The sequence below is a fragment of the Streptomyces sp. NBC_01408 genome, assembly GCF_026340255.1.
In the GTDB taxonomy this organism is placed as follows: Bacteria; Actinomycetota; Actinomycetes; order Streptomycetales; family Streptomycetaceae; genus Streptomyces.
Map to the genome: position 1 here is coordinate 2,733,971 of NZ_JAPEPJ010000001.1, position 23,299 is coordinate 2,757,269.

At 73.4% G+C, this 23,299-nt stretch carries 24 protein-coding genes and 1 tRNA gene; 10 read left to right on the forward strand and 15 right to left on the reverse strand.

Annotated features, from left to right (window positions below):
* Positions 1 to 73: 73 nt before the first annotated feature.
* Genes OG447_RS12455 through OG447_RS12465 form a run of 3 tightly spaced genes read right to left on the reverse strand, consistent with a single transcriptional unit; the run spans position 74 to position 4,121 of the window.
* Positions 74 to 1,414, reverse strand: a complete 1,341-nt coding sequence (locus OG447_RS12455) for an AAA domain-containing protein (RefSeq protein WP_266936548.1) — start codon at positions 1,412 to 1,414, stop codon at positions 74 to 76.
* Entirely contained in the window at positions 1,411 to 2,994 is a 1,584-nt protein-coding gene (locus OG447_RS12460; RefSeq protein ID WP_266936549.1) for a hypothetical protein, read from the reverse strand. Before OG447_RS12460 ends, OG447_RS12455 begins: the two co-directional genes overlap by 4 nt.
* Complete coding sequence (locus OG447_RS12465; RefSeq protein ID WP_266938851.1) at positions 2,982 to 4,121, reverse strand: hypothetical protein; 1,140 nt, start codon at positions 4,119 to 4,121, stop codon at positions 2,982 to 2,984. Before OG447_RS12465 ends, OG447_RS12460 begins: the two co-directional genes overlap by 13 nt.
* A 242-nt stretch (positions 4,122 to 4,363) precedes the next feature.
* Here OG447_RS12465 and OG447_RS12470 point away from each other — a divergent pair, with 242 nt between their 5' ends.
* On the forward strand, positions 4,364 to 4,960 hold the full coding sequence (locus OG447_RS12470; RefSeq protein WP_266936550.1) for a histidine phosphatase family protein: 597 nt from the start codon (positions 4,364 to 4,366) through the stop codon (positions 4,958 to 4,960).
* A gap of 233 nt (positions 4,961 to 5,193) precedes the next feature.
* On the opposite strand, the gene OG447_RS12475 is transcribed toward OG447_RS12470, so the two are convergent.
* The 3 genes from OG447_RS12475 to OG447_RS12485 form a co-directional block, all read right to left on the reverse strand.
* Entirely contained in the window at positions 5,194 to 5,544 is a 351-nt protein-coding gene (locus tag OG447_RS12475) for a hypothetical protein (protein WP_266936551.1), read from the reverse strand.
* Positions 5,541 to 6,191, reverse strand: coding sequence for a DUF6232 family protein (locus OG447_RS12480; RefSeq protein WP_266936552.1), 651 nt, complete (start codon positions 6,189 to 6,191; stop codon positions 5,541 to 5,543). The genes OG447_RS12475 and OG447_RS12480 overlap by 4 nt, the downstream gene beginning before the upstream one ends.
* Before the next feature lie 138 nt (positions 6,192 to 6,329).
* On the reverse strand, positions 6,330 to 7,667 hold the full coding sequence (locus OG447_RS12485; protein ID WP_266936553.1) for a tetratricopeptide repeat protein: 1,338 nt from the start codon (positions 7,665 to 7,667) through the stop codon (positions 6,330 to 6,332).
* A gap of 284 nt (positions 7,668 to 7,951) precedes the next feature.
* Between OG447_RS12485 and OG447_RS12490 the strand changes: the two genes are divergently transcribed.
* Both OG447_RS12490 and OG447_RS12495 read left to right on the forward strand, forming a co-directional pair.
* On the forward strand, positions 7,952 to 8,362 hold the full coding sequence (locus OG447_RS12490; protein ID WP_266936554.1) for a hypothetical protein: 411 nt from the start codon (positions 7,952 to 7,954) through the stop codon (positions 8,360 to 8,362).
* A gap of 86 nt (positions 8,363 to 8,448) precedes the next feature.
* Positions 8,449 to 9,258 (forward strand): spermidine synthase, encoded by an 810-nt coding sequence (locus OG447_RS12495; RefSeq protein WP_266938852.1) that lies wholly within the window; start codon positions 8,449 to 8,451, stop codon positions 9,256 to 9,258.
* 71 nt (positions 9,259 to 9,329) lie between these two features.
* Here the strand turns inward: OG447_RS12495 and OG447_RS12500 are convergent, their stop codons facing one another.
* Complete coding sequence (locus OG447_RS12500; protein ID WP_266936555.1) at positions 9,330 to 9,902, reverse strand: hypothetical protein; 573 nt, start codon at positions 9,900 to 9,902, stop codon at positions 9,330 to 9,332.
* A gap of 79 nt (positions 9,903 to 9,981) precedes the next feature.
* On the opposite strand from OG447_RS12500, the gene OG447_RS12505 reads away from it, so the two are divergent.
* From OG447_RS12505 to OG447_RS12530, 6 genes are all read left to right on the forward strand, one after another.
* Positions 9,982 to 10,668 carry a response regulator transcription factor gene (locus OG447_RS12505; RefSeq protein ID WP_266936556.1) on the forward strand — a complete coding sequence of 229 codons (687 nt, stop codon included), beginning with the start codon at positions 9,982 to 9,984 and terminating at the stop codon, positions 10,666 to 10,668.
* A gap of 7 nt (positions 10,669 to 10,675) precedes the next feature.
* A complete protein-coding gene (locus tag OG447_RS12510) occupies positions 10,676 to 12,085 on the forward strand; it encodes a HAMP domain-containing sensor histidine kinase (RefSeq protein ID WP_266936557.1) in 1,410 nt (469 codons plus the stop codon).
* A gap of 36 nt (positions 12,086 to 12,121) precedes the next feature.
* Positions 12,122 to 12,286 carry a DUF5993 family protein gene (locus OG447_RS12515; RefSeq protein ID WP_266936558.1) on the forward strand — a complete coding sequence of 55 codons (165 nt, stop codon included), beginning with the start codon at positions 12,122 to 12,124 and terminating at the stop codon, positions 12,284 to 12,286.
* 3 nt (positions 12,287 to 12,289) lie between these two features.
* Positions 12,290 to 12,940, forward strand: coding sequence for a disulfide bond formation protein B (locus OG447_RS12520; protein WP_266936559.1), 651 nt, complete (start codon positions 12,290 to 12,292; stop codon positions 12,938 to 12,940).
* A gap of 24 nt (positions 12,941 to 12,964) precedes the next feature.
* Complete coding sequence (locus tag OG447_RS12525; protein ID WP_266936560.1) at positions 12,965 to 13,627, forward strand: NADPH-dependent F420 reductase; 663 nt, start codon at positions 12,965 to 12,967, stop codon at positions 13,625 to 13,627.
* Between the two features lie 142 nt (positions 13,628 to 13,769).
* Positions 13,770 to 14,072, forward strand: a complete 303-nt coding sequence (locus tag OG447_RS12530; RefSeq protein ID WP_266936561.1) for a hypothetical protein — start codon at positions 13,770 to 13,772, stop codon at positions 14,070 to 14,072.
* Positions 14,073 to 14,146: 74 nt separating this feature from the next.
* Here the strand turns inward: OG447_RS12530 and OG447_RS12535 are convergent, their stop codons facing one another.
* The 5 genes from OG447_RS12535 to OG447_RS12555 form a co-directional block, all read right to left on the reverse strand.
* Positions 14,147 to 15,091, reverse strand: a complete 945-nt coding sequence (locus OG447_RS12535) for a hypothetical protein (RefSeq protein ID WP_266936562.1) — start codon at positions 15,089 to 15,091, stop codon at positions 14,147 to 14,149.
* A 10-nt stretch (positions 15,092 to 15,101) separates the two neighbouring features.
* A complete protein-coding gene (locus tag OG447_RS12540) occupies positions 15,102 to 16,502 on the reverse strand; it encodes a GH1 family beta-glucosidase (protein WP_266936563.1) in 1,401 nt (466 codons plus the stop codon).
* Entirely contained in the window at positions 16,499 to 17,323 is an 825-nt protein-coding gene (locus tag OG447_RS12545; RefSeq protein WP_266936564.1) for a carbohydrate ABC transporter permease, read from the reverse strand. Before OG447_RS12545 ends, OG447_RS12540 begins: the two co-directional genes overlap by 4 nt.
* Positions 17,320 to 18,225 (reverse strand): carbohydrate ABC transporter permease, encoded by a 906-nt coding sequence (locus tag OG447_RS12550; RefSeq protein ID WP_266938853.1) that lies wholly within the window; start codon positions 18,223 to 18,225, stop codon positions 17,320 to 17,322. The genes OG447_RS12545 and OG447_RS12550 overlap by 4 nt, the downstream gene beginning before the upstream one ends.
* A gap of 88 nt (positions 18,226 to 18,313) precedes the next feature.
* Positions 18,314 to 19,657 carry an ABC transporter substrate-binding protein gene (locus OG447_RS12555; protein WP_266936565.1) on the reverse strand — a complete coding sequence of 448 codons (1,344 nt, stop codon included), beginning with the start codon at positions 19,655 to 19,657 and terminating at the stop codon, positions 18,314 to 18,316.
* 102 nt (positions 19,658 to 19,759) lie between these two features.
* Here OG447_RS12555 and OG447_RS12560 point away from each other — a divergent pair, with 102 nt between their 5' ends.
* The gene (locus tag OG447_RS12560) at positions 19,760 to 20,821 is read left to right on the forward strand and encodes a LacI family DNA-binding transcriptional regulator (RefSeq protein ID WP_266936566.1); all 1,062 of its coding nucleotides are present in this window, start codon (positions 19,760 to 19,762) and stop codon (positions 20,819 to 20,821) included.
* 106 nt (positions 20,822 to 20,927) lie between these two features.
* On the opposite strand, the gene OG447_RS12565 is transcribed toward OG447_RS12560, so the two are convergent.
* The 3 genes from OG447_RS12565 to OG447_RS12575 all read right to left on the reverse strand — a co-directional run bounded on the left by OG447_RS12565 (position 20,928) and on the right by OG447_RS12575 (position 23,040).
* Positions 20,928 to 21,000 (reverse strand) — tRNA-His (locus tag OG447_RS12565).
* A 105-nt stretch (positions 21,001 to 21,105) separates the two neighbouring features.
* Complete coding sequence (gene orn, locus OG447_RS12570) at positions 21,106 to 21,708, reverse strand: oligoribonuclease (RefSeq protein WP_266936567.1); 603 nt, start codon at positions 21,706 to 21,708, stop codon at positions 21,106 to 21,108.
* A gap of 159 nt (positions 21,709 to 21,867) precedes the next feature.
* Complete coding sequence (locus OG447_RS12575) at positions 21,868 to 23,040, reverse strand: helix-turn-helix domain-containing protein (RefSeq protein WP_266936568.1); 1,173 nt, start codon at positions 23,038 to 23,040, stop codon at positions 21,868 to 21,870.
* Between the last annotated feature and the right edge of the window lie 259 nt (positions 23,041 to 23,299).

The following is a 23,299-nucleotide window of genomic DNA, read 5'->3' on the forward strand; positions in this document are numbered from 1 at the left end:
ACGCAGGGGGCGGCCGACGCCGTCCGTGACGGGGGAGTCGGCCAGATGAGCGGCAGCGCCCTGCGGACACGGCCTAAGGCCGCCAGGCCACCCGGTGCTCGGCCAGGTGGGCCAGAACTGAATGGTTCGCCTCCCAGCCGTCCGGGAACTTCATCGTCACGCCCAGCTGGACCGGTTCCGTCGAGGGATGGTCGTCCAGGAGTTCCGCTATGCCCGCCCGGGCCACCACCACGCAGGCGTGCCGGTGCCGGGAGGCCAGGACGCACAGGCGGCCCGTCTCCAGGTGGAAGGCCGTCGCGTCCGGGCGGCCCGACAGCGGATGGAGCACCACCGTCAGGTCGTACTCGCGGCCCTGGAGCCGGTTCGCGGTGTCCACCGTGACGCCCGTGACCCCGAGCGCGGCCAGCGCCGCCCGGACGGCCGCCGCCTGGTCGCGGTGGGCAGTGCCGACGGCGATCCGGTCGGGCGTCAGCGGGGCCGGCAGCGGGGACTGCTCGTCCGAGGTCACCGCCCCGCGGTCCAGCGCGCGGCGGACGACGAGGGCCACCGCCCGCACCGCCTCCGGGTCGGTGCGCGGGGTGTGCCGCGCGGGCAGCTCCAGCAGGCCCCAGCCCGCCTCGGCGGCCTCGTCCAGGACCCGGTCGGGGCCCGACCCGTCCGAGGGGACCCCGTACGACAGCCGCCGGTCGCCCGGCCCCGTACCGCTGCGGAACTGCGTGTACGGGTAGAAGGCGCGGGAGACCAGCGGCGCGGCCGTCGCCGGGAGCCGCCAGGACACCGGCAGCCGGTGCTGCGGCAGCTGCGGGTTGTGCGCCAGCAGGGTGGACACCGCCGAGGCGGAGGGGTCGTAGGACAGGCCCGCCCACTGCTCCGCGCCGACCACGCTGAAGGGGTCCAGCTGCCCCGGGTCGCCCACGAACAGGGCCCGGTCGAACAGCCCCGCCACGGCCAGCAGCGCGTCGGAGCGCATCTGGTACGCCTCGTCGACGATGGCGTGCTCCCAGGGCTCGACGTCCTTGACGAAGGCCCACTTCGCCGCGGTCGAGATGGTGACCGGCAGCTCGGCGAGGTCTCCCGGCTTGGCGGAGAGCGTCACCGACGGCAGCTCGCGCAGCGCCGGGTCGTAGGCGTCCCCGTCGCTGCTGTGCAGCCGGCCCACCCGCAGCTCCGGGTCCTTGGCGGCGAGCCGCAGCACCAGGTCGTCGACCTGGGCGTTGGTCTGCGCGACGACCATCAGCCGGCGTCCGGCCGCGGCCAGCTCGCGGGCGGCCCGGACGACGAGCGTGGACTTGCCGGCTCCGGGCGGGGAGTCGACGACCACGCCCCGCTCGGTCCCGTGCAGCGTGTCGTGGAGGATCGCGGCGGTCGCCCGCGAGGCGGCCAGGGCCGGATCGAAGGAGGCGGTCGCGGTCACAGCACGTCCTCGTCGGTCACGGTGTCGGGCAGGGGGACGGCGCTCAGGTGTCCTGGCGGGCCGCCGTGGGTCCACGGGGTCCGCTCCGGCTCCGGGAGCTTCGGGCCGCCGCGCGCGTCGTGCTCGAAGAGCGTCCAGCACACCCGGTCGCCCTTCTCCGGCACCGAACCGGGCTCCGGATCCCGGCCGCGGCCCATCTTGTCCAGCAGCCGCAGCACGATGCCGCCGTCCTCCTCGAAGCGTACGAACCGCGCCGACTGCGGGCGGCCCTCCAGGGAGCGGAACACCTTCGCGCCGCCGTCCTCGGCGAGCTGCGGCCGGTCCTCCGTCGCCACCGTCACCAGCGGGCGGGGGCTGGGCCGTTTGGAGTCCGTCCACTCCATGACCACCTCGGTCACCTCGCCGGCGAAGGCCTCGCCCGCGAGCCGCCGGCCCGCCATCACCAGGGGGTCGTCCAGGGCCTCCTGGGCGTCGAGCCGCACCTGCTCGGTCTCCCGGGTGGCCAGCTTCTGAGCCGCAGTCACCGCGTCGTCGCGGCGCGGCTGCGGGGGCTCGCCCGCCCGTACGCGGTCCCGGTGGCCGGTGTACGACCAGCGGTCGCGGGTCCAGCGTTCCTCGGCGCGCTCGCCCGGCGGCAGGGTGCGCAGCAGGTCGACCGCCTCCCACGTCGCCCACCAGGTGCTCGACATCTGGTCCACGACCAGTTGGCGCACGGCCCGTTCGGCCTTCCGCACCTCGTGGTCGTCGTCCCCGGGCCCGGCTGCCAGGGCCGCGCGCGCCGCGTCGTAGCGGGCGATCGCCGGGGCCAGCAGCTTGTTGTCGAAGGCCGGGTCGGTCGCAGGACCGGCGGGCGGGCACAGCAACTGGCCGTCCTTGTCGCGGCCCAGCTCCGCCCGGAGCGCCGCCTCGGCCCCCGAGCGGCCCTCCGGCGGGTCGATCCAGCCCAGCAGCGCGCCCAGGTGCTGGTCCTCCAGGTTGCTCTGGCCGGTCGCCCAATGGCGGGACAGCAGGTCCGTCGCCGACAGCAGCATCGAGGACCCGGGCACCCGGGAGCGCTCGGCGAGGTGGGTGAACCAGCGCCCCAGCATCGGCACCTGCGTCGGCGCCGGATACGGATTCTCCGGGTCCTCCTCGGCGGTGCGCCGGAACCTCATCGACCGGCCGAGCAGCCGCACGTACTCGATGCCCGCCCGGCTCGGCACGATCAGCTGCGGCGCGTCCACGCACAGCTCGGTCTCGACCTTGACCCGCTTGCCCGTCTCCGGGTCGGTCTCGCTGCGCTCGGCCGGCTCCACGGCATCCGCGTAGGCGTCGATGTGGGCCAGCACCTGGACCGCCAGGTCCGCGAGGAACGCCCAGCGCAGGTCCCGGTCGCGCGGCTGGGGTATCACGAACACCCGTGGCTCGTGTCGGTCGGTCCCGACCAGCGCGCCCAGCGGGGCCCCGGCCTCACCGGCCGTGGTCAGCGGTACGAAGACCATCGGGGTCTCGGACAGGTGGCGGTGCCGCACGGTCGCGAGAGGCTGGGCGCGGCCCGCGCGGACCGCCTCCAGCCGGGCCAGGGTGCTCAGCAGGGGCATTCGGGGGTCTCCGGGGCGTGGTACGGCGGACGGGCGGCGGCCAGTTCCAGGGCCTCGGCGCGCAGCCGGCCCGCGCGGTGCAGCGCGGCCGCGGTCGGATCCCCGGCGCAGTCGGCCCCGGTGGCGGCGGCGAGGGCCTGCCCGACGGTGGTCAGCGCGCCCAGTTCGCCCCGTACGGAACGGCCCAGCGCGGTCACCTGGTCGGCGGCGCGGGCCCCGTCCCGGCAGTGGAAGGCCAGCTCGCAGGCGGCCAGGCACTCGGGGGCGTAGGCGGCGTCCACCGCGGAGACGGCTTCGGTGAGCTCCTCGGCGGGCCGGGAGGGGTCGAAGCTGAGCCCCTCGGGCAGTCCCGCGGCGAGTTCCTCGACGCGGGTCAGGCGGTCCAGCTGGCGGCGGGTCACGGCGCGCTCGCGGCGGATGTCGACGGGCGCGGCGGTGGGCAGGTTGGAGAAGTCCTTGGGGCAGACCAGCAGCACCGAGTGTCCGACCTCGGCGCCGTCCAGCTTCTCGGCGGTGTTCTCCAGGGCCAGGACGTAGACGGCGGCCTGGCGGGCGGCGGCGCCCACCTTCGCGGGGTCGGCGGCGCCGTCGATCATCGGGAAGGACTTGATCTCCACGACGGTCCAGCGGCCGTCGGGATGCACCACGACGGCGTCCGGCTCCAGGTAGGCGGGGGTGCCGGCCACCTCCAGGGCCAGCATCGGGTGGTCGAGCAGGGACCAGGCGCCCTCGGTCCGTCCGGCGGTGGTGGCCTCGCGCAGGGCGAGCGCGGTGCGGGCGGCCCGGCCCTCGGGTCCGGCGGCGGTGAGGTCGGGGACGCGGGCGTCCGGCCCGGGGGGCGCGGCGGCGGAGCCGAGGTGCTCGTGGACCAGGCGCAGCAGTTCGGCGCCGCCGTCGCCCTTGACCTTGGCCTCGAAGGAGTTCCCGCGGACGATCGCGAACTGTGACTGCCCGAAGGAGGCGGGCGAGCCGAGGGCCGAGGCGAGCGCGGTCTTGTCCACGCCCGCGCCGTCGAGCAGGGCGCGTCTGCCGCAGCCGGGGTTGGCGGCGAGGGCCGCCAGCGCCCGGGCGTCGAGCGGGCGGGGCGGCACGGCGGGGCCCCGCAGGCCGGCGAGCCGCTGCCGCAGCGTGGCGGGCTGCGGGGTCTGCTGCGCGGTTCGCCGGGGAGGGCCGCTGGGCGGGTAGGAGCTCACCCGCGGAAGTGTCCCATCCGCCACTGACAATCGTGGACTTACCGCGGAAACCAGCTGTTCGCGGCCGGTGCGGTGGCCCGGCGTTCATGTGATGGATGATGGACGGACGACAGAACCGCTCCAAAAGCATGCATGTCCACGCATACCCACACGAACCCATGGACCGGGAGAAATACATGGCCCCCCGCATCCTGCTGGCCCGCCACGGCCAGACGGCGTGGTCGCAGCTCGGCAAGCACACCGGGCGCACCGACGTGCCCCTGCTGGAGGAGGGCAAGCGGGGCGCGAAACTGCTCGGCGAGCGCCTGGCCCGCGACCCGTGGAAGGGCCTGCCCGGCGTGGAGGTCCGCACCAGCCCGCTGGTCCGCGCGAGCGAGAGCTGCGAGCTGGCCGGCTTCGGCGTGCAGGCGGAGCCGTGGGACACCCTGATGGAGTGGGACTACGGCGACTACGAGGGCATGACCCCGGCGGAGATCCAGGCGGTCCGCCCGGGCTGGCTGATCTGGCGCGACGGGGTCCCGGGCGGCGAGTCCCTCGCCGATGTCGCGGCGCGCGCGGACGAGGTGGTCGCCTGGGCCCGCTCGGCGGAGCGCGACGTCCTGGTCTTCGCCCACGGCCACATCCTGCGCACCCTGGCCGCCCGCTGGCTCGGCTTCGAGGTCTCCTTCGGCGCACGCATCCGCCTGGAGCCCACCTCCCTCTCGGTCCTGGGCTGGGCCTACGGTGCGCCCGCGCTGGAACGCTGGAACGACACGGGGCACCTGGACGCGTAGACGAGTAAGTCCGAAGTGGCGCCTGCGGGGAGGGGCCAGGCACGCGCGTCTGCCGCGTTGTCGTCGGTCGCCGACGCTCCGCGTCGACTCCCTTCTCCGCCTTGCAGCCACACGCACCTGGCCCCTCCCCGCCCGCCCTGCGGGCGGACGACGCCACTTCGGACTTACTCGTCTAGGGCCCGCCTTTCGGATCAGGCCCTACGCGCCCGGGCGGGACCCGGAGCGTCGACGCCCTACGCGCCCAGCAGTTCGAGCAGGGCGCGGACGGCGTCGAGGACGGGCTGGCCGATCGCGCCGGCCGTCGCGGCGATGCCCGCGACGGTCATCAGCGCACCGTGCCGCTGCCCGGGGGCGGCCTCCTCCTCGGCCGTGATGGCGGGGAGGGCTTCGTCGATGCACTGCGCGGTCGCCGGGGGCACCTGCGCGTGCAGCTCCCGCAGCAGGGTGACGAGCTCGGCGACGGCCTGCGTCACGGCGGTGGACGGCTGGGGGCCGGCGGGCGCCCCCGTGTGGTGGGCGATGCCGGTGTTCCCCGTACCGCCGTGCATGTTGACGACGTCGCGGTAGTAGTTGTTCCCGCTCATGACCTCGAAACCCCCGTGTTGCCCGAGCCGCCGTACATGTTCACCGTGTCCCCGAAGTAGTAGTTGCTGGGGTTGCTGATCGTCAGCCTCTGCACTTGGACGCGCAGTTCCGTGTCCGGGTTCTCTATCGCGTACGCGATCTGGTGGACGAGCTGGTTGAGGTACTCGGCGCGGCCCGTGACCAGCGCGGTCGACTGGCCGTTCGACTCGACGGCCATGACGAAGTGCGAGGAGGCGGACAGCACGACGGACATCTCGACCAGGAAGTAGATGAGGGCGGCGACGCTGACGAACCAGATGAAGGTGATGAAGCCGCCGAAGGTCTCCTGGTCCCGGGAGAGGAAGCCGGCGATGGCGCCGAACAGCGTGAACCCCATCGCCACCAGGATGGTGAGCGCCGTGCGCCGCAGGAAGAGCAGCACGGCCTCCTTGCGCCGGGGGTGGAGGACGAACGTGTACACCCGGGCGACGTTCTGGAGCGGGTAGACCGCCCCTCCCACCCACAGCAGCCTCTTGGTGACGGTCAGATCGAGGGGCCCGCCCGTGGAGGCGGCCGGGGACCGCCCCGGCGGGCCCTGCGGGGCGGGCGGGCCCGTGGGCGGCGGTGCCGGCGGCTGTGGTGGTGGCTGTGGTCCGGTCGTGTCCATGTTTCCCCCTGAGATGGAACCGTGTCGGAGCGAAGCCTCATTAAGGACGGACCGCCTTCCGGCCGCAAGGCGAATTCAGGCCCTCCGCGCCGCCCCTGGAGTCGCGTCCGCTGCCCCGCCGTTCCTCGCGGTCCGTCCTCAGACCGCCGCGTGCCGGGTGAGGAACGCGCCCACGCGCGGGGAGCGCTGGTGCGGGACCAGGGTGCGGGCGGTCTCCGAGAGCATGGACCGGATCCGGGTGGACTGGACCTCGGCGAGCAGGTCGAGCACGCGGCCGCCGGCCCAGGCCGCCTCGTCGGGCGCGCCCGCGCGGGCCAGGTCGCCGGCCAGCTCCGCGGTGTACAGGGCCACGTTCCGGGCGAAGTGCGGATCCTGGAGGTCCGCGGCCCGGCGGGCGTGCCGGGCCGCGCGGGAGTGCTCCCCGAGGGTGGCCCAGCACCTCGCCTCCAGGGACTCCAGTTCGGCCTCCCCGAAGAAGGTCATCCACTCGGGGTCCGCGCCCGTCCCGCCCTTGGCGAAGTCGGTGTGGGCCCGGGCCAGCGCCTCCTCGCAGGCCTTGCGGTCGGCCAGGCCGGCCCAGCCGCCCGCCTCGCGGAGCGCGAGCAGCGACAGCAGCCGGGGGGAACCGAGGGCGCGGGCGGCGCGGCGGCCCGCCTGGGCGGCCCGTACCGCCTCCCGGGAGCGGCCGCAGTCCCGGGCCAGGAAGGCCATGTTGCTGAAGGCGTGCGCCTCCAGACCGGAGTCGCCCGACACCCGGGCCGTCGCCAGGGCCTCGGCGTAGTGGGAGCGGGCGTCGTCGAAGCGCCCGGAGTCGTGCGCCAGCCAGCCGACGGAGACGGCCAGTTCGCCGGCGCCCGCGTGCAGCCGGTCCTCGGTGGACTGCCGCCTGGCCCCCGCGTCGAGCAGCGCGTAGGCCGTGCGCAGCGGCTCGGCGGCCTTGCGGTACAGGGCGTCGGCGCCGTGCCGGTCGTCCAGCAGCCGGATCTGGCGTACGGCGTCCTCGACGGCGGCGGCCTCGGACTCGCCGGCCCGGGAGGGGATCCGGCGGCTGTCGCCGAGCAGGGTGAGGCTGAGCGTCGCGGCAGCCACGGTCGCGGAGCCCCCCGCCATGAACGCGCGACGCAGCACGTCGCTCTCCTTGAGGCTGGTGCCAGTACCGCCGGCGGTACCCGAACGGTGGGTGAGTGCGGAGAAGGGGTCCCGCTGCGCCGAGCGCCCGCGGACCGCCTCGCGCGGGGAGAACCCCAGGTCGGCGAGGGAGCGGCCGGGGAACATGTGCAGGAAGACCCGCTCGTACGCGTAGTTGGGGCAGCGGATCTCGCCGGACTCGACGCGGCCGATGTACCGGGCGTCGCAGGAAACCGTTTCGCCGATCTCCTTGGCCGCCCTGCGCACCAGGGCCGCGAACTCGGCCGGGGAGTGCTGACCGCGCATCCGCCGGAACGTGGAGTTGGGTGAGTGGGGGGACGCCGCCATGGACGTGGCCTCTCTGGCAAGGAACACACCGCCGGTGCTGTGACCCGACCCAGCTGGGTTCTCCGGCGCGCATGAACGTACCGCCAGCGCCGGGGTGTTCATGCGGTGTTTGGCTACAAAAGGGATATCTCACCCGCCATCCGCCATGAACTGCCATCCTTTGCAGCGTCTTGCCACCGCACCTGTTGACGTTTCCGCGCGTTGAACGCATGCGGAGTGGGAGGCGACTGCCCGCTCCCGGCTCGTACGCGGATCGAGGAGGGGTTCCCTTGGTGGAGGCCGGCATGGAGAGCACTGGAACGAACACCGCGCCCCACCACCCCGGTGCGGCCCCCGTCGACGCGCCGGACCTGGTGACCGTGCCCACCCGGCAGGGCCTCGAAGCCGTGGACATCATCCGCCGGGCCGCCCGCCTGGCCGGCGGGGTCGGCCCCGTCCTGCACGACGGCTCCGGCGACACCCTCGGCTTCCTCGTCCCGCCCGGCACCGCCGACGCCTGGGACCTGCCGGGCAGTGCGTGTACGCAGACCAACGGGCGCGGGATGCGCTTCGGCGAGGCCGCCGCCCCCACCCCGGCCGGCACCGGCTGGCTGCTCCCCCCGGAGGCCGTGGAGCCGGTCACCGACCCGCAGGTCCTGCGCGCGGCCCTCGGGGAGGCGGCCCGGCTGATCGAGGCCGCGGACAACTGCCGCTGACCGGCGACAATGGGTGCGTGGCGAGCAAGGACAGAGGCAAGGGCAAGCAGCGCGGGCGAGGCAGCGCCGAGGCGGTCGTCGGGCAGGTGGACGGCGGCCGGGCCGAGCTCGCGCCCGACCGCGAGCGCCCGGGCGCCTGGACCCTGCTGATCGACGGGGCCCCGCAGTCGCATGTGGACCTCGACGATCCGGGGTACCTGGACTTCGCGTACCAGCGCCGGATCGGCCACCTGATCGACCTCGTCGCGCCCGCCCGGCAGCCCCTGAACGTGCTGCACCTGGGCGGCGGGGCCTTCACCCTCGCCCGCTACACGGCCGCCTCCCGCCCCCGCTCCACCCAGCAGATCGTGGAGATCGACGCCGCCCTGGTGGCCTTCGTACGGGAACACCTGCCGCTGGATCCGCAGGCGCGGGTCCGGGTCCGGGCGGTGGATGCGCGGGCGGGCCTGGCCAAGGTGGCGGACGGCTGGGCGGACCTGGTCATCGCGGACGTGTTCAGCGGGGCGCGCACCCCCGCCCATCTGACGAGCACCGAGTTCCTGGACGAGGTGCGCCGGGCCCTGGCGCCCGGCGGCTGGTACGTGGCCAACCTGGCGGACGGCCCGCCGCTCACCCATCTGCGGAGCCAGATCGCGACGGCCGCGTCCCGTTTCCCGGAGCTGGCGCTGGCCGCCGATCCGGTGGTGTGGCGGGGCAAGCGCTTCGGCAACGCCGTCCTGGTGGCCTCCGACCGGGAGCTGCCCGTCGCGGAGTTCACCCGCCGCGTGGCGAGCGACCCGCACCCGGGCCGGGTCGAGCACGGTCGGGCGCTGGCGGACTTCGCGGGCGGCGCGGCGCCGGTCGCGGACGCCTCGGCGGTGGCCTCGCCGCAGCCGCCGCCCTCGGTGTTCCAGTAGGGCCCGCTCGGCTATCGGGGGCTCGGGGGCTCGGGGGCTCAGGGGATCGGGGTCCCAGGGGGCCCGGCGGCTCAGGGGTCGACGATCTCCACGACCGGCGGATGGTCGTGCCAGGTGCAGAAGACCGAGACCTCGCGCCCGTCCCGGGTGAAGGTGACCCGGATCCAGTAGTCCTGCTTCCACACCTGCATCCGCCAGCCGGCCGAGGGGGTCGCGGAGACCAGCTCGGCCGAGGACGCCCCCAGGCCGAAGACGACCCGGCCGCCCGAGACCGGATAGGCCTTCACCTGCCCCGCGTCGTCCCCGTCCGGCTGCTGGTCCGGGAGCTGCCCGGACGGGGAGCCCTTCTCCGGGGGCTTGGCGGGGGAGGAACCGGCGGACGGCGAGGCCTCCGGGCTCGGGGACCCTGACGCGGACGGGGACGTCGATGTGGACGGGGACGCCGAGGGGGACAGGGAGGCCGGCGGAGCGGAGGGCTGCGCCTGCTGCGTGGAGGAGGACAGCGGCTGCGTGGTCAGGGGCACCGCGAGCGGCGGATCGTAGGCCGTACCCGACATGACCGTGTGCACGCCCCACCAGGACAGCGTCACCGCCGCCCCGGTCGCCAGCAGCCATGCCATGGCATGTACAAGTCCTCGTCGCATCAGGGCACATACTGCACCACCCGCCACAAGACTGTCCCGACACCCCGGTCGGTCCCCCGAATGGGCTACGGTGCGGGCCATGGCAAGTGTGCTCGTGGTCGAGGACGACCAGTTCGTACGATCCGCCCTCATCCGGCACCTGACCGAGGCCTCGCACACCGTGCGGAGCGTCGGGACCGCCCTGGAGGCCCTGCGCGAGGTCGCCCACCACCGCTTCGACGTGGTCATCCTCGACCTCGGGCTGCCCGACCTCGACGGGTCGGAGGCGCTCAAGATGCTGCGCGGCATCACCGACGTACCCGTGATCATCGCGACCGCGCGCGACGACGAGGCGGAGATCGTCCGGCTGCTCAACGACGGCGCCGACGACTACCTGACCAAGCCGTTCTCCGTGGAACACCTCTCCGCCCGGATGGCCGCCGTACTGCGCCGCTCCCAGGCCGCGGCGGCCGAGCCGCCCTCGCGCGTCCTGCGCGTCGGCGGGCTCGCCATCGACCCGCTGCGCCGCCAGGCCCAGCTCGACGGCGCGGCCCTGGACCTCACCCGGCGCGAGTTCGACCTGCTGGCCTTCCTCGCGGGGCGGCCCGGGGTGGTCGTGGCCCGGCGCGAACTGCTCGCCGAGGTCTGGCAGCAGTCGTACGGGGACGACCAGACCATCGACGTGCACCTGTCCTGGCTGCGCCGCAAGCTCGGCGAGACCGCCGCCCGGCCGCGGTACCTGCACACGCTGCGGGGGGTCGGGGTCAAGCTGGAGCCGCCGCTGTGATGCCGCGATGAGGTGGGCGCTGGTCAAGGTGTGCCTCGCGGTCACCACCATGGTGGTCGTGGCCTTCGCCGTACCGCTCGGGCTCGTCGTCCAGGAGATGGCCAGCGACCGGGCCTTCTCCAACGCCGAGCGGCAGGCCGCCACCATCGGGCCGACCCTGTCCATCACCACCGACCCGGTACAGCTGCGCAAGGCGGTGGAGTCCACGCAGATGGGCGCCGCCCGGCGGATGGCCGTCCACCTCCCCGCGATCGGCGACAGCCCGCCGGTGGGCATCGGCGAGGGCCGGGCGGGGGAGCGGGTCGTGGCCGAGACCCGGCGGATGGGGCGGGCCACGACCGCCTCGGTGGCGGGCGGGGGTTCGGCCCTGCTCCAGCCGACCGCGCTCGGGTCCGGGGACATCGCCGTGGTGGAGGTCTTCGTACCGGAGAGCGAGGTCAGCAACGGGGTCACGACCGCCTGGCTGGTGCTCGCGGGCGTCGGACTGGCCCTGATCGTGGGCTCGGTCGGGGTCGCCGACCGGCTCGGCGCCCGGCTCGTACGGCCCGCCGAACGGCTCGCGGACGCCGCGCACCAGCTGGGCGAGGGCCGGCTCGGGGCGCGGGTGGCGGAGGACGGGCCGAAGGAACTCCGCTCGGCGGCCGTCGCGTTCAACGCGATGGCGGACCAGGTGGTGGGACTCCTCGCCAACGAGCGGGAGCTGGCCGCCGACCTCTCGCACCGGCTGCGGACGCCGCTGACGGTGCTGCGGCTCAACACGGCCTCGCTCGGGGACGGCCCGGCGGCCGAACAGACCCGGGCGGCGGTGGAACAGCTGGAGCGCGAGGTCGACACGATCATCCGTACGGCCCGCGAACAACGCCCGGCAACCGGCCTGGCCGGCGCGGGTGCGGGCGCCGGCGCGGGCTGCGACGCCTCGGAGGTGATCCGCGACCGGATGGCCTTCTGGTCCGCGCTCGCTGAGGACCAGGGCCGGGAGGTGCGGCTTGCGGGGGTGGACCGTACGGTACGCATCCCCGTGGCCCGGCCCGAACTCGCGGCCGCCCTCGACGCCATGCTCGGCAACGTCTTCCGGCACACCCCCGAGGGCACCCCCTTCTCGGTGGACGTCCACGACGCCTCGGACGCGGTCATCGTGCTCGTCTCGGACGCGGGCCCCGGCATCGCCGACCCGGACGCGGCGCTGCGCCGGGGCAACGACGGCGGCCGCGACGGGTCTACGGGCCTCGGCCTGGACATCGTGCGCCGGGTCGCGGAATCGACCGGCGGCGACGTGCGGCTGGGCCGCTCGGTGCTCGGCGGGACCGAGGTCCGGGTCTGGATCGGCCTCGACGGGCGCACCCGGGGCGGCGCGGGCGGTACGCGGGTCCGGCGCGGGGTCCGGCGCGGCAACCGACGTACCCGGGGGCGCGCCTAGCCGGTGGTTCGTCCCCCTGTCGGTACGGTCCGCGCCATGGACACCCTCATCTTCGGCGGGCTCCTCGCCACGCTGATCGCCATGTACCGGGACTCGTCCCGGACGGTCGTGCTCGGGGCGTGGTGGGTCATGCTGATCGCCGTCATCCTGCTGATGGCGCACCACATCACCAGCGGCCTCGCCCTGACCCTGAGCTACTGACCGGTGGCCGCGCTGAACAGCCTCCTCCCCGATGCGCCGCCGGAGGGCGGACTGCTGGGGCGGGTCCAGTACTGGTTCGCCTGCTTCTTCGCCATCGGCTGGACGGCCGTCGTCTGCGGGGGCCTCTTCTACCAGTTCGGGATGTGGGAGTACCCGTGCCCGCTGTGCATCGTGCAGCGGATGTTCATGCTGCTGGCGGCGATGGGCGCGGGCTACATCGTCCGTACGGCGCTGGCGCACGGGGCGGTGCCGGCCCGCGAGTACATGACGGGCTGGGGGCTTTCCCTCGTCGCGGTCATGGCGGGCTCCTTCGCCTCCTGGCGGCAGACGACGCTGCACATCCTGCCGGGGGACAAGGGGTACGGGAGCGAGGCCTTCGGCCTGCACCTGTACGTGTGGGCCTGGATCCTCTTCCAGGCCTCGGTGGTCGCCATCGGCATCGTCCTGGCCTTCTCCCAGGCGACGGCGGACCGCAGCGTTCCGGCGATGCGGCCGGGAGCGTTCCGGACGGTGGGGACGTTCGCCCTCTGGTTCCTGGGCCTGGTCCTCGCGATCAACGTCGTCGCCGTCTTCTTCGAAGAGGGCTTCCACTGGTTCCTGCCGGACGACCCGAGCCGGTATCAGTTCTTCTACGACGTCGGAATCCTGGGCTGAGCAGGCAGGGAAAGGGAGAGCAGCATGCGCTACGCAGTCCTCGGCACCGGGGTCGTCGGCCGCACCCTGGCCTCCGGGCTGGCCTCCCTGGGCCACGAGGTGGTCATCGGCACCCGTGACCCCGGGGCCACCCTCGCCCGCGCCGACTACGCCGAGTGGCGGGCGGCGCGGCCGCAGGTGCGGCTGGTGGCCCTCCGGGAGGCGGCCGACGAGGGCGAGACCCTGGTCAACGCCACCGGCGGGCGGGTCAGCGTCGCCGCGCTGACGGAGGCGGGCGCGGCGGGGATGGACGGGAAGGTGCTGATCGACGTCGCGAACCCGCTGGACTTCTCGCAGGGCTTCCCGCCGACCCTGGACCCGGTGGACGGGGACAGTCTCGGCGAGCTGATCCAGCGGACCTTCCCGGGGCTGCGGGTGGTCAAGACGCTGAACACGATGAACTGCCGGATCATGGTCGACCCGGGCCGGGTCGGCGGGCACCACCACGTCTTCCTCTCGGGTGAGGACGCGGACGCGAAGAACGCCGTACGGGCACTGCTGCACTCCTTCGGCTGGCCGCTGGCGAGCATCCTCGACCTCGGCGGGATCGAGACGGCCCGGGGCGCGGAGATGCTGCTGCCGATGTGGCTCCGTCTGATGGGCGTGCTCGGGCACACGGACTTCAACTTCCACATCCAGGGCGCCTGACGGCGGGGCCGGTGGCGGTCCCCGTCCTGCCGGCCTGGCCCCGTTCCTTCCCCGTCCCGCCTCCGTCCTGCCCGGACGGGGGCGCAGATGTTGCCGGGACCCCGGCCCGCGCCGAGGGTGAGGGGGACGGAAGGAGTCACGCATGAGAGTCATGCTCAGGGCCCACATGGACACGCCTGCGACCAACGAGGGCATCAAGACCGGGGCCCTGCCCGAGGCGATCAAGACCCTGATGGGCAAGGTGAAGCCGGAGGCCGCCTACTTCGGCCTGCACGAGGGCGTGCGCTCCTGCTGGATCGTCTTCGACCTCCAGGACAGCTCGCATCTGCCGCCGCTGCTGGAGGACCTGTTCCTGCAGTTCAACGCCGAGCTCGAGGTCGGTCCCGTCATGAACGCCGAGGACCTGGCGAAGGGGCTGGCGGCGATGGCGGCCTCGCCGTCGTAAGCCCGCGAGGTCCCCTTGGCCGGCCCTCGCGCGGTCGGCCGCGCGAGGGTCAGCCGGACATGGGCTTCTCCGTGCTACTGGACGCTGAACTCGTGCGGGTGGGCCGGGTCCTGGGGGCAGGCGAAGACGTTGAGCTTGCCGTGGTTGCCGACGACCACCCCGGTCGGGGAGGCCACGTGGTCCTCCGCCGGGCGGTCCTCCGAGGGCTTGTCCTCCAGCGGGATCCAACTGGTGCTGTCGGCGTGCCACTCGCGGGTGGCGATCGTCAGCAGCAGCTCCATCGCGGATCCGCAGGTGCGGCAGTCCATGGTCCCCGGACCGGTGAGGTTCCACGCGGCGTGGCCGCCGGCCTTCCAGCCCGGGGCGACGGACAGGTCGCACTGGTAGCCCGGCAGGGCGCCGACCTCCTCACCGACCCCCTCACCGGCTTCCTCGGCCTCCTCCTGGGCCTCGTACGACGCCTCCTCCTGGGCGTCCTCCCACTCCTCGACGCGCTCCCCGAGTCCGCCCGGGAGCACCTCGATGTACGGGTACTCGGCGACCCGCTCCGGGTGCAGCACACAGGGCCGCGGGACGTACCCGTCGAAGCCCACCGCCTCGGGAACCGGCGGCCGGGCCAGGACCTCGCGCACCCCGGCGGCCCGGCGCCACCGGAGGTGGACGTACATGCCGTAGCCGGTCGGCCCGTGGGCGTCGAAGGGGCACCAGAACACCTGGAGCAGGTCGTGGCCTCCGGGTCCCGCGGGGAGGTCCGGGACGTCCCGCCCGTACAGCTGGGCCACGGCCAGCAGGGGCAGGGGCGGCCGCAGGGCGGGCGCGTCCGGGCCCGGCCCGTGCGGCCCCCCGCACACCGGCCACGGCTCGTCGGCGGGCCACAGCAGCGGCCCGCCGACATGGCTGTCGGCCACCCCCGGTGATCCGGCGCGGGGATGCAGCCGGGTCGTCGTACGGCGGTGGGCCGACAGGCCGGGGAAGAGGGCTTCCACGTCCAGGGGGCGCGGGGGCGTGGTGCGGGTCATGCGGGCGAATCTACAAGGCTCCCGTCCGGGCCAGCCGGGCGTACCAGTGGGCGCTGGAGCGCGGGGTGCGGGCCAGGGTCTCGTAGTCGACGTGGACGATGCCGAAACGCTTGCTGTAGCCGTAGGACCATTCGAAGTTGTCCAGCAGCGACCACAGGAAGTAGCCCTCCACGGGGGCGCCGTCCGCGATCGCCCGGTGGACCGAGGCCAGATGCTTCTCCAGGTAGCCGATGCGCCGGGGGTCGTGCAGCTCCGGGGCGTACGCGGCGCCGTTCTCGGTGACCAGCAGCGGCAGGCCGGGAGCCTCCCGGGTGAAGCGCATCAGCAGGTCGTAGAGGCCGGTCGGGTCGATGGACCAGTTCATGTCCGTCAGCTCGCCGGGGGGCTGGTGGAAGGCCACCGTGTCCGCCGCGGGCCAGGGGGAGTGGGCCGTGGCCCCGTGGCCGTCGGCGCGGGGGCCGCCCCCGGCCGGAGCCGCCGAGACCACCGTCGGGGTGTAGTAGTTCACGCCGAGGAAGCCGAGCGGCTGGTGGATCAGCGCCTCGTCGCCGGGGCGGACGAAGGACCAGTCCGTCACCGCGGCGGTGTCCTCCATCAGATCCTCCGGATAGGCCCCGTGGAGCAGGGGACCGGTGAAGATCCGGTTGGCGAGGGCGTCGATGCGGCGGCGCGCGTCCAGGTCGGCGGCCGAGCCCGTCAGCGGCCGCACCGCGCTGGTGTTGAGGGCGATCCCGACGCTGGCCGAGGCGGGCAGGACCCCCGCGGCCAGACCGTGGGCCAGGTTGAGGTGGTGGGCGGCGCGCAGGGAGTCGGCCGGGGAGGTGCGGCCGGGGGCGTGGACCCCGGAGCCGTAGCCGAGGAAGGCGCTGCACCAGGGCTCGTTGAGCGTGGTCCACAGCTCCACCCGGTCGCCCAGCGCCTCGGCGACGGTCGCCGCGTACGCAGCGAAGGCGTAGGCCGTCTCCCGTTCGGGCCAGCCGCCCCCCGCGCCGCCGCCGGCGGATCCCGTCTCCAGTTCCTGCGGCAGGTCCCAGTGGTACAGGGTCACGCAGGGCCGGATCCCGTACGAGAGCAGCTCGTCCACGAGTGCGTCGTAGAAGCCGATGCCACCGGCCAGCACGCGCGGCCAGGACACCGAGAACCGGTAGGCCCCCAGCCCGAGCGCGGCCATCAGCCGGACGTCCTCGCGCCACAGCCGGTGGTGGTCCACCGCCACGTCGCCCGTGTCGCCGCCGTGCACCTTGCCGGGCGTCCGGCAGAAGGTATCCCAGATGGACGGCCCGCGCAGCGCGGCCGCGCCCTCGATCTGGAAGGCCGCCGTGGCCACACCCCACAAGAACCGCTCCGGGAAGCGGAGTTTGCCCCTCCCCCGGGTCGTGTCCGTGCTCGTGTTCGTTGGCGTGTTCGTCAACCCTTCACCGCTCCCTGCATGATGCCGCCGACGATCTGGCGGCCGAAGACGAGGAACACCAGCAGCAGCGGGAGCGTGCCCAGCAGCGCGCCCGCCATGATCACGGACTGGTCGGGGATGTAGCCCCGGCCCAGTCCCGTCAGGGCCACCTGCACCGTCGGGCTGCCGTTCTGGGTCAGCGCGACGATCGGCCAGAAGAAGTCGTTCCAGGCCATGACGAAGGTCAGCATGGCCAGTACCGCCATCGCGGGCCGGGCCGCGGGGAAGACCACGTGCCACACGACCCGCAGCGAGCTCGCGCCGTCCGAGCGCGCCGCCTCCACCAGTTCCGTCGGCAGCGCCTGCGCCAGGTACTGCCGCATGAAGAACACCCCGAAGGCGGACACCAGGGTCGGCAGGATCACCGCCTGGAGCCGGTCCGTCCACGACAGTTCGGCGATCAGCATGTACAGCGGGACCACGCTCAGCTGCGGCGGGATCAGCATCGTGGCGACCACCAGGGACATCAGCAGCCGACGGCCCCGGAAGCGGAGCTTGGCGAAGGCGAAACCGGCCAGGGTGGAGAACAGCACCGTGCCCGCGGCGACCGTGCCCGCCACGACCACCGTGTTCAGCAGGGCCACGCCCATGTTGGCGTCGGTCCACGCGACCTGGAGGTTGCGGCCCAGGTTCCCGCCGAACCAGAACGGCGGAGGGGTCTGCGCCAGCCGCGTGTTGCTGCGGGAGGCCGCGATCGCCGTCCACACCAGCGGGAAGAGCGAGCCGGCGGTGAACAGGGCCAGCACCACATAGGTGAGCCTGCCCGCGCGCAAGGAGTTCAACGGGAAGCCTCCCGTCCGCGCAGCAGCCGCGCCGCGCCCGCGATGACCAGCAGGATCAGGAACATCGCCCAGGCGATGGCCGAGGCCCGCCCGAGGTGCAGGTTCACCCAGCCCTGCTCGTACAGGTACAGCCCCAGCGTCTGGAACTGGTGGTCCGACCCGCCCGTGGCGCCCGCGCCGCCGTTGAAGAGCAGCGGCTCGCCGAACAGCTGGGTCGCCCCGATCGTCGACACCACACAGGTGAAGAAGATCGTCGGCCGCAGCGAGGGCACCGTGACGTGCACGAACTGCTGCCAGCGCGAAGCCCCGTCCAGCGCGGCCGACTCGTACAGCTCCCCGGGCACGGCCTGCATCGCCGCCAGGTAGATCAGCGCGTTGTAGCCGGTCCACCGCCAGATGACGATCGTGGAGACCGCCAACTGGGAGGCGAAGGTGCCGTTCTGCCAGTCCACCGCCTCGAAACCGACCGCCGACAGGGCCCAGTTGACCATCCCGTAGTCCCGGCCGAAGAGCAGCACGAAGACCAGGGTGGCGGCGGCGACCGAGGTGGCGTACGGGGTGAGCACCGCGACCCGGAAGAAGGCGGACCCCCGCAACTTGTAGTTGAGCAGGTGGGCCAGGCCGAGCGCGATCGCCAGCTGCGGCACCGTGGACAGCAGCCCGATGGTGAACGTGTTGCGCAGCGCGTTCCAGAAGAACTCGTCTTCCCACAACCGGCTGAAGTTGCGCAGCCCCACCCAGGTCATGCTGTCCGGATCGGTCAGCTCCACCTGGTGCAGCGCCGCCCAGCCCGTGTACAGCAGCGGGAACAGCCCGAAGGCGGCGAAGAAGAGGAAGAAGGGCGCCACGAAGCCGTACGGGCTCCAGCGCACGTCCCACCGGTAGCGGCGCGAGCGCCACACCTGCCCCCGGCCGCCCCCTTCCGCCGCCGGCTGCTTCGCGCCGGCGGCGGAAGGGGAAAGGACAGCCGTCTCGTCCGTCACCTGCGCCTCACTGATCCAGGGCGTTGTCGATCGCCTTCACCGCGGCCTCCCAGCCCTCCTGCGGCGAGCGGCCCTTCTGGTCGACCTGGAGCATCCCGATGTCCGCCAGGTTCTGCGCGATCACCAGGTCCTTCGGGCCGACCACCGTCACCGGCACGCCCTGCGCCGCCTTCGCGAAGATCTCGCCGATCGGGGCGCCGCCGAAGTACGGGTGCTGCGCGCCCGACACCGAAGGCAGCGCGTACGCGGCGCTCGCGCTCGGGAAGCTGCCCCGCTTCTCGAAGAGCTTCGCCTGCTGCGCCGGAGCCGTCAGCCAGGCCGCCAGCCGGGCGGCCTCCTCGGTCTGCTTGCCGGCCTTCGGCACCACCAGGAAGGAACCGCCCCAGTTGCTCGGCTTCGGCGCCTGCGCCACGTCCCACTTGTCCTTGCCCGCCGGGCCCGCCTTGTCCTGGATGTAGCCGAGCATCCAGGCCGGGCAGGAGATGGTCGCGAAGGCGCCGTTGGCGAAGCCCTGGTCCCAGCTCGGGGTGAACTGCTGGAGCTTGGCGCTCAGCCCCTCGGTGGCGAAGGAGGCCGCCAGGTCGAAGGCGCCGCGCACTGCCGGGTTCGTCTTGTAGACGACCTTCCCCTGGTCGTCGTAGAAGCGCTGGGCGCTGCTCCCGGTCACGGCGGCCATCACGCCCGACGCCGAGTCCACGAAGGCCTTCCCGTCGCCGGCCTTCGCCTTGTACGCCTTGCCCGTCTCCAGGTACTTGTTCCAGTCGCCCGCCCACAGCGCCCCGACGGCCGCCCGGTCGGTGGGCAGCCCGGCCGCCTCGAACAGGTCCTTGCGGTAGCAGATGCCCTGCGGGCCGATGTCGGTGCCGAGGCCGACCGTGGCTCCGCCCTTCGCCGCGCTCGCCGTGCCCTGCGCCCACTTCCAGGGCAGGTACGCGGCCTTGTCCACGCCCGGCGCCTTGCCGAGGTCCACCAGCTTGTCGGCCTGGGTGGCGGTGATCTCGGCGATGTTGTTGACCTCGACGGCCTGGATGTCGGCGAGCCCGCTGCCGGCGGCGAGGTGGGTGAGCAGCTGCGGGTAGTAGTTCTCGTTCCGTTCGATGGAGGTCTGCTCGATGCGGATGCCGGGATTCTGCGCCATGTACTCGTCGTAGAGGCCGGCCTCCTGGAGGCCGAAGGCCCCGAACACGCCGACGGTGATCGTCGTCTTCGCCTTGCCGTTGCCGTCGGCCGAGCCGCCCGGCTCGGGCCGCTCGGCCGGATCCTGTGCGCAGCCCGCGAGCAGCAGGGCTGCCGCGGCCACCGCGGTACCCGCCGTGACGAGGGTTCTTCGGGCTCGGGATGGGGCTCGCATGTGCATCCTCCCTGAAGGACGAGACGTGCCAGGTGTTGTGGGACACACTGTGGGAGCGCTCCCACAGTCGTCAAGGGGTAGATTCACAACCGGGAGGAAGCCATGAACGGGCATGGGCGCAGTGGGGGACGGCCGACCCTGGAGGAAGTCGCGGTGCGCGCCGGGGTCGGGCGCGGCACGGTCTCCCGGGTGATCAACGGATCCTCCAAGGTCAGCGAGCACACCAGGACCGCCGTCGAGGCCGCCGTCGCCGAGCTGGGGTACGTACCCAACCGCGCGGCCCGCGCCCTCGCCGCCAACCGCACCGACGCCATCGCTCTGGTGATCCCCGAGCCCGAGGCCCGCTTCTTCGCGGAGCCGTACTTCTCCGACGTGGTCCGGGGGGTCGGGGCGACGCTCGCCGAGACCGACGTCCAGCTCGTCCTCACCCTGGCGGGCAGCGACCGCGAGCGCCGCCGCCTGTCCCAGTACCTGTCCGGGCACCGCGTCGACGGGGTCCTGCTGGTCTCCGTGCACGCCGACGACCCCCTGCCCGAGATGCTGGCCGAGCTCGGCATCCCGGCGGTGATCAGCGGCCGCCGCTCGGCCGCCGAGACGCTGCCGTACGTGGACTCCGACAACCTGGCGGGCGCCGCCGAAGCCGTGCGCCACCTCCTCGGCCGGGGTCGCCGCGCGATCGCCACGATCACCGGGCCGCTGGACGTGTACGGGGCCCAGTGCCGCCTCGGCGGCTACCGGCAGGCCCTGGCCGCCGCCGGGCACCCCGTCGACGAGCAGCTGGTCTCGGTCGGCGACTTCACCGAGGACGGCGGCCGCCGGGCCATGCGCGAACTGCTGGAGCGCCGCCCCGCGCTCGACGCGGTCTTCGCCGCCTCCGACGTCATGGCCGCCGGCGCCCGGCGGGAGCTGCGCGCGGCCGGCCGCCGGATACCGCAGGACGTGGCCCTGGTCGGCTTCGACGACTCGGTGGTGGCCCGGCACATGGACCCGCCGCTGACCAGCGTCCGGCAGCCCATCGAGGAGATGGGCCGCACCATGGCGCGGGTGCTGCTGCAGCACATCGAGGCGCGCCGGAAGGACTCGGGGGACGGGGCCGCGGCGGGGGAGCCGGCCGAGCCGGCGGTCGTCCTGCCGACCGAGCTGGTGGTCCGGGAGTCCTCCTGAGACGGGGAACACAGTCGGGGAGAACGGGCGGGAAGAACAGCCGGGGACATGGCCGGGGAACGCAAAGGGCCCCGGTCCGCTTTCGCGGACCGGGGCCCTCTCGCAGGGTGAGTGACGGGACTTGAACCCGCGGCCACCTGGACCACAACCAGGTGCTCTACCAACTGAGCTACACCCACCATGTCCGGTCGGAAAACCGACCGGCCGAAGAAAAGGGTACAGGGTCCGGGAGGGTGCTCGCTCCCCCCTTTTCCCGCGCCCGCCTCCGGAAGGCGCCCTGCGCCCTACTCGCCCGGCACGACGTGCTTGGCGGCGATGGCCCGCGCGGTGTCCGAGTCGGGCCCGGGCTGCGGCACGAAGACCGCCTCGCGGTAGTAGCGCAGCTCGGCGATGGACTCCTTGATGTCCGCGAGCGCCCGGTGGTTGCCGTTCTTCGGCGGGCTGTTGAAGTACGCCCGCGGGTACCAGCGGCGCGCCAGCTCCTTGACCGAGGACACGTCCACGATCCGGTAGTGCATATAGCTCTCCAGCGCGGCCATGTCGCGCAGCAGGAACCCGCGGTCGGTGCCGACCGAGTTCCCGCAGAGCGGTGCCTTGCGGGGCTCCTTGACGTGTTTCCGTACGTACGCCAGGACCTGGGCCTCGGCGTCCGCGAGGGTGGTCCCTCCGGCCAGCTCGTCGAGCAGGCCGGAGGCGGTGTGCATCTCGCGCACCACGTCGGGCATGGTCTCCAGGGCCGCGTCCGGCGGGCGGATCACGATGTCCACGCCTTCGCCGAGCACGTTGAGCTCCGAGTCGGTGACCAGTGCGGCCACCTCGATAAGTGCGTCGTCCGTCAACGAGAGCCCGGTCATCTCGCAGTCGATCCACACCATGCGGTCGTTCATGCGTCCCACCTTATGCGCTCCCCGCGGGAACGGGCCGGGCGCACGGGATCCGATGCCCGCCCGGAGGCCGCGCGGGCATCGGCGGCGGGGGAGCGGACGCGCGCGGGTCCCCCCTCGGCGGTGGCCGAGGGGGGACCCGTGTCGCGGTTCCGGCGAGCCCTACGCGTGCTCGCGCAGGACCCGGCCCGGGGCGTACAGCTCCGTCACCGTCGGGCCGGCCGCGGCCAGGGCCGCCGCCGCCCGCTGGGGCTGCGGAGTGCGCTGGTGCGGAACGGGGCTCTCCGAGAGCTGGGAGACCTGCGCCACGTCGGTCTGGGGCCGGCGTGCCCGGTAGGCGGAGCGGTAGGCGGCCGGGGAGGAACCCAGCTGCCGCCGGAAGTGCCCGCGCAGGGCCACCGGCGAGCGGAAGCCGCAGCGCCCGGCGACCTCGTCCACCGAGTAGTCGGAGGTCTCCAGCAGCCGCTGTGCCTGGAGCACCCGCTGGGTGATCAGCCACTGGAGCGGCGCGCTGCCGGTCAGGGAGCGGAACCGCCGGTCGAAGGTGCGCCTGCTCATGTAGGCGCGCGCCGCCAGCGTCTCCACGTCGAACTGCTCGTGGAGGTGTTCCAGTGCCCAGGCGACGACCTCGGCCAGCGGGTCGGCGCCGATCTCCTCCGGCAGCGACCGGTCGAGGTAGCGCTCCTGACCGCCCGTGCGGCGCGGCGGGACGACGAGCCTGCGGGCCAGGGCTCCGGCCGCCTCGCTGCCGTGGTCCGTGCGCACGATGTGCAGGCACAGGTCGATTCCGGCCGCCGTGCCGGCGGAGGTCAGCACGTCGCCGTCGTCGACGAACAGTTCGCGCGGATCGACATGGACGGACGGGTACCGCTTGGCCAGCGTCGGCGCGTACATCCAGTGCGTCGTCGCGGGCCGGCCGTCCAGCAGACCGGCGGCGGCGAGCACGAAGGCTCCCGTGCACAGTCCGACGATCCGGGCCCCCTCCTCGTGCGCCAGGCGCAGCGCGTCGAGCGCTTCCGGCGGTGGAGGCGAGGTGATGGAACGCCATGCGGGAACGACGACCGTGCCTGCCCGGGCGATCGCCTCCAACCCGTAAGGCGCGGTCAGTTCGAGTCCGCCGGTGGTCCTGAGCGGACCGTCCTCCCCGGCGCACACGAGCAGTCGATAGCGTGGAACTCCCGCGTCCTGCCGGTCAATGCCGAACACGGAAAGTGGAATGGAGCTCTCGAAGATCGGTCCGCCGCTGAAGAGCAGCACCGCGACGATCTCCCTGCGGCGACGCCCCGCGAGCTTCCGGCCAGCGTCTGCAACGATGGCGGTGGAATCCTGGCTCATGACGCTAAGCCCCCCTTGGGTGTCGCGACTCCTTGGTCTGGTCGCACCTGCACGTTTCCCCTCGGCCTTGCACGTGGATCCCCCGCTGTAAATACATGATCGAATCTACTGCGTCCCGTGGTGTCGGCGTGACAAGTTCAGCACGCAGCGCTATGTCGACTTGGCAACTTGGCGAAAAGCATTCGATCAGGAAGCGTTCCACTCCGCTACCTGGGTGGGAAGCGTGCGACCCGGCCATGGCCAGTACCCGTAGGGTCCC

What these genes read in the sequence shown, in the direction of transcription:
- OG447_RS12535 (WP_266936562.1), bottom strand. Translation starts at nt 15,091, where the DNA reads ATGACCCGCACCACGCCCCCGCGCCCCCTGGACGTGGAAGCCCTCTTC.
- OG447_RS12470 (WP_266936550.1), top strand. Translation starts at nt 4,364, where the DNA reads ATGGCCCCCCGCATCCTGCTGGCCCGCCACGGCCAGACGGCGTGGTCG.
- OG447_RS12460 (WP_266936549.1), bottom strand. Translation starts at nt 2,994, where the DNA reads ATGCCCCTGCTGAGCACCCTGGCCCGGCTGGAGGCGGTCCGCGCGGGC.
- OG447_RS12490 (WP_266936554.1), top strand. Translation starts at nt 7,952, where the DNA reads ATGGAGAGCACTGGAACGAACACCGCGCCCCACCACCCCGGTGCGGCC.
- OG447_RS12500 (WP_266936555.1), bottom strand. Translation starts at nt 9,902, where the DNA reads ATGCGACGAGGACTTGTACATGCCATGGCATGGCTGCTGGCGACCGGG.
- orn (WP_266936567.1), bottom strand. Translation starts at nt 21,708, where the DNA reads ATGAACGACCGCATGGTGTGGATCGACTGCGAGATGACCGGGCTCTCG.
- OG447_RS12505 (WP_266936556.1), top strand. Translation starts at nt 9,982, where the DNA reads ATGGCAAGTGTGCTCGTGGTCGAGGACGACCAGTTCGTACGATCCGCC.
- OG447_RS12575 (WP_266936568.1), bottom strand. Translation starts at nt 23,040, where the DNA reads ATGAGCCAGGATTCCACCGCCATCGTTGCAGACGCTGGCCGGAAGCTC.
- OG447_RS12475 (WP_266936551.1), bottom strand. Translation starts at nt 5,544, where the DNA reads ATGAGCGGGAACAACTACTACCGCGACGTCGTCAACATGCACGGCGGT.
- OG447_RS12485 (WP_266936553.1), bottom strand. Translation starts at nt 7,667, where the DNA reads ATGGCGGCGTCCCCCCACTCACCCAACTCCACGTTCCGGCGGATGCGC.
- OG447_RS12515 (WP_266936558.1), top strand. Translation starts at nt 12,122, where the DNA reads ATGGACACCCTCATCTTCGGCGGGCTCCTCGCCACGCTGATCGCCATG.
- OG447_RS12560 (WP_266936566.1), top strand. Translation starts at nt 19,760, where the DNA reads ATGAACGGGCATGGGCGCAGTGGGGGACGGCCGACCCTGGAGGAAGTC.
- OG447_RS12510 (WP_266936557.1), top strand. Translation starts at nt 10,676, where the DNA reads ATGAGGTGGGCGCTGGTCAAGGTGTGCCTCGCGGTCACCACCATGGTG.
- OG447_RS12525 (WP_266936560.1), top strand. Translation starts at nt 12,965, where the DNA reads ATGCGCTACGCAGTCCTCGGCACCGGGGTCGTCGGCCGCACCCTGGCC.
- OG447_RS12530 (WP_266936561.1), top strand. Translation starts at nt 13,770, where the DNA reads ATGAGAGTCATGCTCAGGGCCCACATGGACACGCCTGCGACCAACGAG.
- OG447_RS12480 (WP_266936552.1), bottom strand. Translation starts at nt 6,191, where the DNA reads ATGGACACGACCGGACCACAGCCACCACCACAGCCGCCGGCACCGCCG.
- OG447_RS12555 (WP_266936565.1), bottom strand. Translation starts at nt 19,657, where the DNA reads ATGCGAGCCCCATCCCGAGCCCGAAGAACCCTCGTCACGGCGGGTACC.